A 12,198-nucleotide genomic window follows, 5' to 3' on the forward strand; every position below is an offset into this window, starting at 1 on the left:
GGCGTTGCCGTGCCTGCACCCCCTTTCCCTTTCCGTACACGGACTTCCACGGAGGACTCCGACATGCCGATCACCGGCATCTCCCGCCGCACCGTGCTCGCCGCCGCCGGTGCCACCGCGGCCGTCGCCGCCACCGGACTCGCCACCGCCCCCGCCGCCCGGGCGGCCGCCTCGCCCACGCTTCCGGTCGGCACCAGCAAGGACAAGGTGCTCGTCGTCGGCATGGACGGCCTGCGGTACGACCGGATCGACGCCGCCAAGGCCCCGAACCTCAAGTCCCTGATGGCGAACGGCACCTACGGCCGCTCCCTGCTCTACGCCAACCCGATGGCCGCGACCTCCTCCGGCCCCGGATGGTCCACGATCTCCACCGGCGTCTGGCCCGACAAGCACGGCGTCAAGGACAACAGCTTCACCGGCAAGAACTACGGCCAGTACCCCGGCTTCCTCGCCCGGCTGCACCAGATCCGCCCCGGGCTCTCCCTCTTCGCCGCCGTGGACTGGCCCGAGCTCGACACCCACGGCACCGTCACCGCCGGCGCCGACGCCAAGATCGTCTACAACAACAACTACGTCGTCAACGACCTCGTGATCACCGACATCACCGAGGACATCCTGCGCAACCAGAACCCGGACGTCCTCTTCGTCTACTTCGGCGAGACGGACGAGATCGGCCACAACTACGGCGCCGCCAGCCAGAAGTACCTCGACGCCATCGACGTCCAGGACGCCTACCTCGGCCGGCTCCTCACCGCGATCAAGGCCCGCCCCGGGTACGCCACCGAGCGGTGGACCGTCATCGTCACCACCGACCACGGCCACACCGACGCCGGCGGCCACGGCGGCTCCGCCATCGAGGAGCGCCGCACCTTCGTCCTCGCCCAGGGCCCCGGCATCGCCGCGGGCCTCCGCCCCATCGACACCCGGCTCGTCGACGTCGCCGCCACCGTCTTCCACCAGCTCGGCATCACCCCCGACCCGTCCTGGGGCCTCGACGGCAAGCCGATACAGCAACGCTCCACCGACCCCTTCGACGCGCTCTACGGATCCCTCTCCGGCCGCGTCGACGAGACCGGCATCCCCGTCGGCGTCCTCGGCTTCACCCACACCGCGCCCAGCGGCTGGTCCGTCATCAACAGCGCCATGGGCACCGGCGGCATGACCGAGTGGCGCGGCTGGTCCTTCGCCACCGACGAGTTCTGGTCCCGCACCCAGCGCGACCAGTCCCGCGAGCTGAACGTGCGCGCCCGGGGCGTCTTCGCCGTCGCCGACTCCGACGAGTGGGCCGACAAGACCTTCTCCGGTACGTACGACTCGACGCTGGTCACCCCCGCGTACAGCGTCTCGGGGGCGTCCTCCGTGACCCTCGACTTCACCACGTTCTACCGTCAGGAGGGCGCGCAGTCCGCCCAGGTCCTGGCGAGCTTCAACGGCGGCACGCCGGTCGCGGTCAAGAGCTACACGGCCGACGTGATCTCCAAGCCGCAGTCCCTCACGGTCGCCGTCCCCGCCGGTGCCTCCAGCGTGAGCTTCCGCTTCCGCTACACCGGGGCCAACAACTGGTACTGGACGATCGACGGGGTCAAGGTCACCGCATCCTGAACGGCGGGGTCACGATCAGGACATCCTGATTAGTCTTGGGGGCGTCGCCACAGCGCTGTCGCGGCGCCCCCAGTACCCCGCACGTTTTGTACGGCAGGAGTCCCGCACCCATGGCAGAGCGCAAGCCGATCGAATCCTGGCTGACCGACATGGACGGCGTCCTCATCCACGAGGGCGTTCCGATCCCCGGCGCCGACGCGTTCATCAAGAAGCTGCGGGAGACCGGGAAGCCCTTCCTGGTCCTCACCAACAACTCGATGTACACGGCCCGCGACCTGCACGCCCGCCTCGCCCGGATGGGCCTGGAGGTCCCCGTCGAGAACATCTGGACCTCGGCCCTCGCCACCGCCAAGTTCCTCGACGACCAGCGCCCCGGCGGCACCGCGTACGTCATCGGCGAGGCCGGTCTCACCACCGCGCTGCACGACATCGGCTACGTCCTCACCGACCACGCCCCGGACTACGTGGTGCTCGGCGAGACCCGTACGTACTCCTTCGAGGCGATGACCAAGGCCGTCCGCCTCATCAACGCCGGCGCCCGCTTCATCTGCACCAACCCGGACGAGACCGGCCCCTCCCTGGAGGGCCCGCTGCCGGCCACCGGCTCCGTCGCCGCGCTCATCACGAAGGCCACCGGCAAGGAGCCGTACTTCGCCGGCAAGCCGAACCCGCTCATGATGCGCACCGGCCTCAACGCGATCGGCGCCCACTCCGAGTCCAGCGCCATGATCGGCGACCGGATGGACACGGACATCCTGGCCGGTCTCGAGGCGGGCATGCAGACCTTCCTGGTGCTGACCGGTCTGACGACGCAGGCGGAGATCGACCGCTTCCCGTTCCGCCCGTCGAAGATCGTCCCGTCGATCGCGGACATCGTCGACCGGGTGTAAGGGGCTTCCGTACCCGCCCCCGTTCCCGTCCCCTGCGGATGCGATCAGCGCGGATCCGGGTGAACCTGCCAGTACCAGGAGGTCACGATGCGTTCAGGTTCCATTGCTCTCCGTGCCGCAGGGGCGGCCGCGGTGCTCGTGCTCGCGCCCGCGGCCGGTGGCGCGTACGCCCACGACGGGGTGAAGGTCACCGTCACCCCGTCCGCCGCCGCGCCCGGCGCCGACATCGACGTCCGCGTCCAGGGCTGCGAGGGTGCGACGGGTGACGCGAAGTCCCAGGCGTTCGTCGCCGACGTGCAGCTCACCGGCCGGGACGGCGGGGGCAAGCCGCTGTTCGGCGACACCACGGTCAAGTCGGGTCTCAAGGCCGGCGCCTACAAGGTCAGCGTGACCTGCGACGGCCACGACCACCCGGACGTCGGCACCGTGCACGTGGGGCACCGGAAGCCCACCCACGACCCGACGGGCAGGCCGACGGGCAGGCCGACGGGCAGGCCGACCGACCGGCCGACCGACCGGCCCACTGGCAAGCCGACCGACCGGCCCACTGGCAAGCCGGCCGACCGGCCGACCGGCCACGCGAGTCCGGTCGCCCCGGTCCGCGCGGGCGGCGGCGGCGCCGCCGCGTTCGCCGCGCCGGCCGCCCCCGGCGTCGCCCAGACCACCAGCGAGAGCGGCCTCGGCACCCCGTACACCCTGCTCGGCCTCGGCATGGCCGCCGTCGCCGCCGTCGCGGTCGCCTTCCGCAGCTCACGCCGCCGCGCCACGGGCTCCGGTACGGATCAGGGGTGACCGTGTCGTCCGGATCCCGCCCGACGGGCACCGGGCGACTCGTCACCGGCGTGACCTGGGCGCTGCTGGTGTCCGGGCTCTGGCTCTGGGGCCGCGAGGCCCCCGGGGGCAGCTCCGCGCCGATCACCGGCGACATCGCCGCGGTCGGCCGCCCGCTCGGCGCGGCGCCGCCCCCGGCCCGCGATCCGCTCGCCCCCGTGGCGCCCCGGTGGATCGAGATTCCCTCCCTCGGCATCAGCGCGCCCGTCGTGGCGCGCGGCCTCGACGGCACGGGCGCGATCGACCCGCCGCCCTACGAGCTGCCGCACACGGTCGGCTGGTTCGGCTCCGGCACCCGGCCGGGCGCGGCGGGCCCGGCCCTCCTCGTCGGCCACGTCGACACCGACAGCCGGCCGGCCGTCTTCTACGGCCTGAGCGCGGTCCGGCCCGGCGCCAAGGTCCGCGTCACCCGTACGGACGGATCGGTCGCCGAGTTCACCGTCGACGACGTCCAGGTCCATCCGCGGGAACACTTCGACGCCCGGAAGGTCTACGGCGCCCGCGAACCGCACCGCGCCGAACTCCGTCTGATCACCTGCGGCGGCACCTTCGACCGGGCGACCGGCACGTACACGGCGAACGTGGTCGTCTCGGCGTACCTGACGGGATAGTCCGATCGGACAAGGCTGATCAGCAAGGTCGATCAGCAAGGTCGATCGGACGAGGCCGGAAAACGACCAAGACCCCCTCACCGGTGGTGAGGGGGTCTTGACTCTGCGTGCGCCGCCAGGGACTCGAACCCCGGACCCGCTGATTAAGAGTCAGCTGCTCTAACCAACTGAGCTAGCGGCGCCTGCTGACAGAGAGAACTCTACCTGACGTGCGGGTGTGCTCCCGACCAATTACGGCCATCACCGGCCTGTCGGATGGTCGTATAGAGCCTTCAATCCGTCAAAATGCGATATGTCCAGACAGTTGAGACACTGACGCCCAAAACCAAGGGTCAAAAGATCTTGACGAGTGTGGAGGGGAATCGCATGAGCGTGCCGGTCTTCGAGGAGTTCGAACCCGCGGCCGACTGCGGCTGCCCGGGGTGCGCCCGGCAGCGGCGTGACCTCGCGCTTGGCCTGCCCGTCCGGGTGGGCGGCCACCCCGCGGCCCGCGGCGCCCGCCGCGCCCTGGTCCTGGTGACGGCGGCCGGCGTGGTCCTGGGCGGGGGCGGTGCCGCGGTGGCGACGGCCCTCCCGCCGCCGACGGGACCGTTCGCCCCGGCGGACCTGACGGACGGGTCGGCGCGGACCCCGGCCGACGCGGGGACCGACACGCCGCAGGGCGGACGGGGGCCACTGTACGGCGCGCCGGGGCCCGGCTCCCAGCCCTCGCCGATCGCGAATCCGACGACCGGTCAGATCGCCACCGGCACCCTGCGGCGGACCACCCGGGCCGAGATCATCAACCGCGCCAAGCTGTGGGTCGCCGCCCAGGTCCCGTACTCCATGGAGAAGTACTGGTCGGACGGTTACCGTCAGGACTGCTCCGGCTACATCTCGATGGCCTGGAACCTGCGCAGCAACGAATGGACCGGCAGCCTCGACCGCTTCGCCGACCGGATCGACCGCACGGAACTCCAGCCCGGCGACATCCTGCTCTTCCACAACCCGGCGAACCCGACGCGCGGTTCGCACGTCACGGTCTTCGGCGGCTGGACCGACTACACCCACACCTCCTACGTCGCGTACGAGCAGACCAAGCCGCGCACGCGGAAGCAGGCGACGCCCCTGGCGTACTGGGAGAACTCCGGCCGGTACGTGGCCTACCGCTACAAGGGCGTCGTCAGCGGCGGCGGGACCGGCGGCGGGGCGACGCCCACGGCGACGCCGTACCCCGGGGCGGCGATGTTCGGCCCGGGTGCCGACAACGCCTACGTCACCCAGCTCGGCAGGCTCCTCGTCGAACGCGGCGGCAAGAAGTACTACAGCAAGGGTCCCGGCCCGAAATGGGGCAACGCGGACCGGCGCGCGACCCAGGCGTTCCAGCTCGCGCAGGGCTGGAAGGGCAAGGAGGCGGACGGCCTGCCCGGCCCGGACACGTGGAAGCTGCTCGTCACCGGCAAGGGCAGGGACATCGGCGGTTCGAGTGGTTCGGGCGGGTCGAGCGCGAATGCGACGGGGTTTCCCGGGCGTGGCTCCTTCCGTCCGGGCCAATCCAACGCATATGTGGAGAAGCTGGGCAAACAACTGGTGAAGCGGGGCTTCGGCAAGCACTACCTGTCGGGACCCGGTCCGCGCTGGACGGAGGCGGACCGCCGCAACGTCGAGGCGTTCCAGCGGGCACAGGGCTGGCGCGGCGCGGCTGCCGACGGCTACCCGGGCCCGGAGACCTGGCGGCGCTTGTTCCGATGACCCCGAGAGCATGAGGTGGACACCCCGAATGACGGCATCGACCCCGAACCCCGCGGACTCCGGCGCGGCGGCCTCCCGAGACGCGGCCCGCACGGCCAGACGCCTGACGGACGGCACGCTCCCCCGTACGAGCCCTCCCCAGGACTCACCCCCGGGCACCCCGCCGACACGAACACCGACGGAACGGGAGGAGACACCGCCGTCCACCGGGGCCGTCGCGGCGACGCCGCCCCCGGCCACCACGCCGCCCCCGGCCACCACGCCGACTCCGGCCGGCAGCCCCACGGAGCCGCCCGCCGGGGACGGAGCGGTGGCCCCGGGCGTGGGCGATGTGACGGTTCCTTCGGCAGGAGGCGTGCGGACGCCTGCTCCGGGTGGCACGGCGCCGCTCGGCGAGGGCGGCGCGCAGGCTCCGGCCCCGGCACAGGATGGCGCGGCGGCTCCCGCCGGGAGCGGTGTGGGGGCTCCCACGGCTCCCGTCGGGAGCCGTGCGTCCGCTGCTGCCCCGGGCGGCGTGCGGGCTCCGGACGCGGGTGGAGCCGTGGTGTCCTCGCCGGACGCGGACCCCGTGCCCTCCCGGGGTACGGAGGCCGCGCCCCCGCGGGACCGGGAGCCGGCACCGCCCGCACCGGACGCGAACGGCGACGGCGTCTCCGTCTCCGCCTCCGCCGGTACGCGACCGGGTCGCTCACCGGAGGACTCGACCGGACCGGCGGGGACGGCACCGGTGCGGACGGCGCCCGCCCCCACGACTCCGGCGGAGACGGGACCGGCCGGTACGGCTTCGACCGGTACGGCACCAGCGGGGACGGCTCCGGCCGGTGCGACACCGGCTGGTGTGGCTCCGGTCCGTACGGCTCCGACGGGTGCGGCCCCGGTCGGGACGGGACCCGCCGGTACGGCCCCGGCCGGCGCGGCACCTGCCGGTACGGCGGGACTTTCCGGTGCGGCGCCAGGTCGGCCGACGGGGGACTCCGGCCTGTCGGTGGTCATTCCGACGGGGGTTTCCGGGGCTTCGGGGGCTTCACAGGTCCGGGCGGCCGTGGCCGCTGACGGCGCGTCACCCGCCCTGTCGAGCGGAGCCCCCGGCGTGTCGCTGGTCCGCCCGGACGGGGCCGTTCCCGGCGCGTCGCCGACTCGGCCGGCCGGATCCGTCTCCGGTACGACCACGGGGACGGTCCCACCAGGGGTCGCTCCCGGCGGTACGTCCACGGCCCGCCCGGTCGTCGAGGTCGCCCTTCCTTCCGGACCCCCGGACCCGTCGGCCGAGCGCGGCGACCCGGTGTCCGACTTCGGGCGGATCGCCGACGCGCGCGTCGGCACCGTCGCGGTGCCCGTCGCCGGCGTCGTGCGGGTGACGCGGCGGAAGAACGTGATCGGGGCCGAGACCACCGGCTCCATCCCCGTGCACCTGCTCTTCCGGGACGAGCCGGGAGCCGCCGCCCCCCTGGCGGCGGAGGACGACGGGGGCCCCGCCACCGTCGCCATGGCCGCGCCCGCCCTGCCGGTGAAGGGCCGCCCGCCCGGCATCCCGGCCCCGTCGAAGGTCCAGGCCCAGACCGGGACCGTGACCAAGACCGTGTCCGAACCCGCGTCCAGGTCCAAGACCAAGCCCGCTTCCAAGGCGCAGGGGAAGACACAGGGCAAGGCGCAGGCCCCTGCCCTCGCCCCCCGTCCCGCCCCCACCGCCGACCCCGGGCTCGTCGAGCGGCCGGGGCCGGTGCTGCCCGGGTGGGTCGGGGCGGTCGGCGGGGCCCTCGCCCTCGCGGGGTGCGCGGCGGTCGTGTGGTGGGTCGGAGCGGTTCCGGCGGAGGCGGCGCGGATGCTGCGGCTCCCGGAACGCCCGTACCACGGCATCCATCTCGGCCAGTGGGCGCTCCTCGCGCTCGGTGTGGCGCTCACCCTCTTCGCGCTCGGCGGTCTCGGCCGGGGCCGGGCCGGCTACGCCTTGGTGCTGACCCTGTTCGGCGACTACCGCGGCACGGTCCGCCGTACGGGACTGCTCTGGATCAGCCCGCTCCTGCTGCGCCGCCGGGTCGACGTACGGCTCCGGCACTGGCGCAGTGAGCCGCTGCCGTCGGTGGACGCCAAGGGGACGGCCCTGGACGTCGTCGTGCTCGTGGTGTGGCGGGTGCGGGACACGGTCCGGGCGGCGCTCGGGGTCGACGGGCACGAGGACTACCTGCGGGAGCAGGTGGAGGCGGCGATGGCCCGGGTCCTTTCGCAGCTTCCGGCGGACGCCTTCCACGAGGACGCCCCGACGCTCCGGGACGCGGAGGCGGTCGGCGCGGCCCTGACGCGGATGCTGTCGGCGGAGTGCGCCCCGGTCGGGGTGGACGTGTTCTCGGCGCAGCCGACGCGGATCGAGTACGCGCCGGAGGTGGCGGCGGCGATGCGCCGGCGCCGGATCGCGGCGATCGACGCGAAGCACCGGGACAGCGTGCTGACCTCGGTGGTGGACGCGGTGGACGACGTGGTCCACCGGCTGACCAGTCGTGGTCTGGTGGAGCTGGACGACTACGAGCGCAAGACGCTGGTCAAGGACCTGACGGTGGCGTTCTACACGGGCCGGACGGGTCCTGCGGAGGGGGCGTGAGGGGATGGACATGTGCAACGTCCGTCCCTACCTTGGGACTTGGTCCAGACCAAAATGACAGACCCGCAAGATCCGCACGCGTGCGCGCACGGCCCAACGGAACTCCCCCACGTTCTCCTGGAGCGACAGCATGCGCAAAAAGTCAGTCGGGGCGGCGGTGGTGGCGCTCGGCGTCGCCGGCGCCACCCTCCTCGCCACCGGTAGTGCCGGCAGCCACGGCTACACCGACTCGCCGATCAGCCGCCAGAAGCTCTGCGCCAACGGCACCGTGACCAACTGCGGCTCCATCCAGTGGGAGCCGCAGTCGGTCGAGGGCCTCAAGGGCTTCCCCGCCGCCGGCCCCGCCGACGGCAGGATCTGTTCCGCCGGGCTCACGCAGTTCGCCCAGCTCGACGACCCCAGGGGCGGCGCGTGGCCCGCCACCCGGCTCACGGCGGGGCAGAGCCACAGCTTCCGCTGGCAGTTCACGGCCAGGCACCGCACCACCGACTTCAGGTACTACATCACCAGGAACGGCTGGGACCCGAGTCAGAAGCTGACCCGGGCCGCGCTCGACCCCCAGCCGTTCCTGACCGTCCCCTACAACAACCAGCAGCCGCCGGCGACCCTCTCGCACTCCGGGACGATCCCGGCGGGCAAGACCGGCCGTCACCTGATCCTGGCGGTGTGGACGGTCGCGGACACCGCGAACGCGTTCTACGCCTGCTCGGACGTCACGTTCTGACCGGACGGCCGATCCCGGCCGTTCAGTTCTGACGATACGTCAGCTACAGTCCGGCCCATGAGGGGTGCGGACACCGTCGCGGAGCTCGTACGACGCCAATGGGGCGACCATCGGATCGGCCTGAGGGACGAGCACCACACCCTCACCCACCACCAGGTCGCCGCCGGCGCCGCCGCGCGGGCCGCACTGCTCGTGGACCTGTTGCCACCCCTGCCGGGGGGCGAGCCGCACCTCGGCATCCTGCTCGACAACACGCCGGAGTACCCGCTCTGGCTCGGCGCGGCGGCCCTCGCGGGGGCCGCCGTCGCCGGGATCAACCCGACCCGGCGCGGCGCCGAACTCGCCCGGGACATCCAGCACACCGCATGCCGGGTCCTGGTCACCCAGCGCGCCCACCTCCCCCTCCTCGACGGCCTGCCGCTGCCCGGCGTCCGCCTCCTGGTCACCGACACCGACGCCTACCGGGACCTCCTCCTCCCGTACGGGAGCGCCCGCCCGGGTGACGCCACCCTCCGTCCCGCACGCCCCGACAGCTGCTTCCTGCTCTCCTTCACCTCCGGCTCGACGGGGGCCCCGAAGGCCGCGCTCTGCAGCCAGGGACGCCTCGCCGCCGCCGGAGCCTCGCTCGCCGCCCACTTCTCCGTCCGCCCGGACGACGTCCACTACATCTGCATGCCGATGTTCCACGGCAACGCCGTGATCGCCGACTGGGCGCCCGCGCTCACCGCCGGGGCGGGGGTGGCCCTACGGGCCCGCTTCTCCGCCTCCCGCTTCCTGCCGGACGTACGCCGCTTCGGCGCCACCTACTTCACCTACGTGGGCCGGGCAGTGCAGTACCTGCTGGCCACCCCGCCGGGACCCGACGACCGCGCGCACCCGCTGCGCCTCGGCTTCGGTACGGAGGCGGGGGCCGTGGACGCCGCCCGCTTTCGGGAACGCTTCGGGGTGCCGCTCGTCGAGGGGTACGGCTCCTCCGAGGGCGGCGCCGCGATCCGGCGGACCCCGGACACCCCGGAGGGGGCGATCGGCCGGCCCGCACCGGGTGACGACCTGGCGGTCATCGACCCCGAGACCGGCCGGGAATGCGCCCCGGCCGGCTTCTCGCCCACCGGCCGGCTCCTCAACGCCTCCGAAGCGGTCGGTGAACTCGTCAACCGGGGGCGCTCGCCCTTCGAGGGCTACTGGCGCAACCCGGAGGCGGAGGCGGCCAGGCTGCGCGACGGCTGGTACTGGACGGGCGACCTCTTCTACCGGGACGCGGACGGCTTCCTCTACTTCGCGGGCCGCACGGACGACCGGCTGCGGGTCGACAGCGAGAACCTGGCGGCGGCGATGATCGAGCACATCCTCGCCCGCTGGGACCGGGCGGCGGGAGTCGCGGTCTACGCGATCCCGGACCCGGTGGCAGGGGACCAGGTGATGGCGGCGCTCGCCCTCCGCGAGGGAACCGTCTTCGACCCGGTGGAGTTCGGGGCCTTCCTCGCCGCGCAGGCGGACCTGGGCACGAAGATGCCGCCGCGCTTCGTACGGGTGATGGCGGAGCTGCCCCTCACGGCCACGAACAAGATCCAGCGCGTGGCCCTCCGCCGGGAGTCCTTCCTCTGCCCCGACCCGATCTGGTGGCGCCCCACCCCGGCCGCCCCGTACGAACCCCTCACCCCGGCGGCCACCACGGCCCTTCGAGCCGCGTACACCCATCACGGCCGCACCCCTTTCCCGTAACGCCGGGCCGGTCACGCGGACCGGCCGAGCGGTCCACGCCGACGGCATCCAAGATCCGGAAACGCGTTCCCTAAGGTATGAGAGCCGCCCCGACCACCGCCTCGACACGGGCGCGCTGCTGTTGCGGGGTGGCCAGAGAGCGGGGCCGCAGGGTGTAGACCGTCCGCCGGTGGTGCTCGGTGCGTGCGAAGACGCCGCTGGTCCAGCCGCCGCTGGAACCGGTCTTGCCCCAGATCATGGTTCCGTTCAGCTCGATTCCCATCAGCCCGCCGGCACTGAAACAGGCCGCCGCCGTGGGGCAGCTGGTGTTCTCGTGGGCGCCGGGCACATGGGGCACCTCGAAGAGGTGCCGCTGCTGGACCGGAGGAAGGAGCCGCCCGCCCAGCAGGGCCTTCAGGAACGCGTCGAGGTCGGCCGCGGTGGACGTCAGCCCTCCCTCCGACCAGGCCCAGGCGATCGCCGGGTCCTCGGAGAGCGCGGTGTGACGCAGGCCCAGCGGCCGGACGATCCGCCGGTCGAGCTCCCGGGCGAAGGTGCGGCCGGTGACCCGCTCCACGAGCAGCCCGGCGACGAAGCTGTTCAGCCCGTTGTACTGCTGGACGGTTCCGGGAGCCGGGACGCGGCCGGGGCGGCCGACGGCGTCCGCTTCGAAGGAGGCGGCCACCACCCCCCGCGGGTCGAGCGGAACCCGGGCCGGGCGGGGCAGGTCGCTGGTGTGGTCCAGGAGCTGGCGTACCGTCACACCGTCGTAAGCGGCCGGGATCAGCTCGGGCAGGTGGCGGCGTACGGGCTCGTCGATGTCGATCCGGCGCTCGGCGACCAGCTGGAGCACCACGGCGTCGGTGAAGACCTTGGTCACGCTGCCCACGGGGAAGCGCGCGCCCGCCTCCACCGGCCCGGCCGTCCCGGTGTCCGGGGTGCGCGTGCCCCGGTCGGCCACCCGCACCAGGGCCGCGTCCGTCACCTCGTCGGGCAGGGTGGACAGGAGCGCCCTCACCGCGGCCGGATCGTGGGTGCCGGGTGAGTCATGGGCGGCGAACGCGCTGGGCGCGGCCGTGGCCGCGGGGGCGGCGGCCAGACCGGTGGCGAGCGCCGCCAGTGCCATGCCGGTGACGGTGACACGGCGGGCGGTACGGGGGCGAGTGGTCATCGTGGCCTCCTGGGAACGGTGCGTGCGGCTCGGGTCGGCGCGGTACTGGCGCTGACCCAACTTTCGCCCCCACACCGCCCCTTGATCATCGGTGATCACCCCGAGCCGCCCCGGAGCTCGCCCTGAGCCGTCCCTCGGGGGCGTGGGCGGGCACCGCGCGCCCCGCGGCCGCGCCTTCCTCCGGCCGCGCCCCGGCTTCCTCCGGCCGCGCTCCGCCTTCACCCGGCCAGTAGCCCCGCCCCTCCCGCCGAGATCCCCCCTGCCTTCCCCGCCGAGGTAGCCCCGCACTCCCCGCCGAGGTAGTTCCCGCCCCACCCCCGCCCCGCCCCCCAGCCCCATGG

9 protein-coding genes and 1 tRNA gene are annotated in these 12,198 nt (G+C 73.5%); 8 read left to right on the top strand and 2 right to left on the bottom strand.

The annotated features are described in order from the left end of the window. Positions 1–63: 63 nt before the first annotated feature. From ACFWUY_RS00535 to ACFWUY_RS00550, 4 genes are all read left to right on the top strand, one after another. Positions 64–1,602 carry an alkaline phosphatase family protein gene (locus ACFWUY_RS00535; protein WP_384100381.1) on the top strand — a complete coding sequence of 513 codons (1,539 nt, stop codon included), beginning with the start codon at positions 64–66 and terminating at the stop codon, positions 1,600–1,602. A gap of 110 nt (positions 1,603–1,712) precedes the next feature. Next, positions 1,713–2,492 (top strand): HAD-IIA family hydrolase, encoded by a 780-nt coding sequence (locus ACFWUY_RS00540; RefSeq protein WP_351209622.1) that lies wholly within the window; start codon positions 1,713–1,715, stop codon positions 2,490–2,492. Positions 2,493–2,579: 87 nt separating this feature from the next. Further along, a complete protein-coding gene (locus ACFWUY_RS00545) occupies positions 2,580–3,284 on the top strand; it encodes a PT domain-containing protein (protein WP_384100383.1) in 705 nt (234 codons plus the stop codon). A gap of 2 nt (positions 3,285–3,286) precedes the next feature. After that, positions 3,287–3,934 (top strand): class F sortase, encoded by a 648-nt coding sequence (locus tag ACFWUY_RS00550; RefSeq protein ID WP_384100385.1) that lies wholly within the window; start codon positions 3,287–3,289, stop codon positions 3,932–3,934. Between the two features lie 108 nt (positions 3,935–4,042). Here ACFWUY_RS00550 and ACFWUY_RS00555 read toward each other — a convergent pair. Then, positions 4,043–4,116, bottom strand: a tRNA-Lys gene (locus tag ACFWUY_RS00555). 184 nt (positions 4,117–4,300) lie between these two features. Here ACFWUY_RS00555 and ACFWUY_RS00560 point away from each other — a divergent pair. From ACFWUY_RS00560 to ACFWUY_RS00575, 4 genes are all read left to right on the top strand, one after another. Then, the gene (locus ACFWUY_RS00560) at positions 4,301–5,665 is read left to right on the top strand and encodes a peptidoglycan-binding protein (RefSeq protein WP_384100387.1); all 1,365 of its coding nucleotides are present in this window, start codon (positions 4,301–4,303) and stop codon (positions 5,663–5,665) included. A gap of 1,090 nt (positions 5,666–6,755) precedes the next feature. Next, positions 6,756–8,261, top strand: a complete 1,506-nt coding sequence (locus tag ACFWUY_RS00565) for an SPFH domain-containing protein (RefSeq protein ID WP_384100389.1) — start codon at positions 6,756–6,758, stop codon at positions 8,259–8,261. A gap of 130 nt (positions 8,262–8,391) precedes the next feature. Further along, the gene (locus ACFWUY_RS00570) at positions 8,392–8,985 is read left to right on the top strand and encodes a lytic polysaccharide monooxygenase (RefSeq protein ID WP_384100391.1); all 594 of its coding nucleotides are present in this window, start codon (positions 8,392–8,394) and stop codon (positions 8,983–8,985) included. Between the two features lie 57 nt (positions 8,986–9,042). Further along, on the top strand, positions 9,043–10,707 hold the full coding sequence (locus ACFWUY_RS00575) for an AMP-binding protein (protein ID WP_384100393.1): 1,665 nt from the start codon (positions 9,043–9,045) through the stop codon (positions 10,705–10,707). A gap of 70 nt (positions 10,708–10,777) precedes the next feature. Here the strand turns inward: ACFWUY_RS00575 and ACFWUY_RS00580 are convergent, their stop codons facing one another. Further along, entirely contained in the window at positions 10,778–11,857 is a 1,080-nt protein-coding gene (locus tag ACFWUY_RS00580) for a serine hydrolase domain-containing protein (RefSeq protein ID WP_384100395.1), read from the bottom strand. Positions 11,858–12,198: the final 341 nt, after the last annotated feature.

Source organism: Streptomyces sp. NPDC058664, assembly GCF_042716635.1.
In the GTDB taxonomy this organism is placed as follows: Bacteria; Actinomycetota; Actinomycetes; order Streptomycetales; family Streptomycetaceae; genus Streptomyces.

Bases quoted from the DNA above. Each gene is read 5' to 3' on its own strand.
- ACFWUY_RS00560 (WP_384100387.1), top strand. From the start codon at position 4,301: ATGAGCGTGCCGGTCTTCGAGGAGTTCGAACCCGCGGCCGACTGCGGC.
- ACFWUY_RS00575 (WP_384100393.1), top strand. From the start codon at position 9,043: ATGAGGGGTGCGGACACCGTCGCGGAGCTCGTACGACGCCAATGGGGC.
- ACFWUY_RS00570 (WP_384100391.1), top strand. From the start codon at position 8,392: ATGCGCAAAAAGTCAGTCGGGGCGGCGGTGGTGGCGCTCGGCGTCGCC.
- ACFWUY_RS00540 (WP_351209622.1), top strand. From the start codon at position 1,713: ATGGCAGAGCGCAAGCCGATCGAATCCTGGCTGACCGACATGGACGGC.
- ACFWUY_RS00535 (WP_384100381.1), top strand. From the start codon at position 64: ATGCCGATCACCGGCATCTCCCGCCGCACCGTGCTCGCCGCCGCCGGT.
- ACFWUY_RS00545 (WP_384100383.1), top strand. From the start codon at position 2,580: ATGCGTTCAGGTTCCATTGCTCTCCGTGCCGCAGGGGCGGCCGCGGTG.
- ACFWUY_RS00580 (WP_384100395.1), bottom strand. From the start codon at position 11,857: ATGACCACTCGCCCCCGTACCGCCCGCCGTGTCACCGTCACCGGCATG.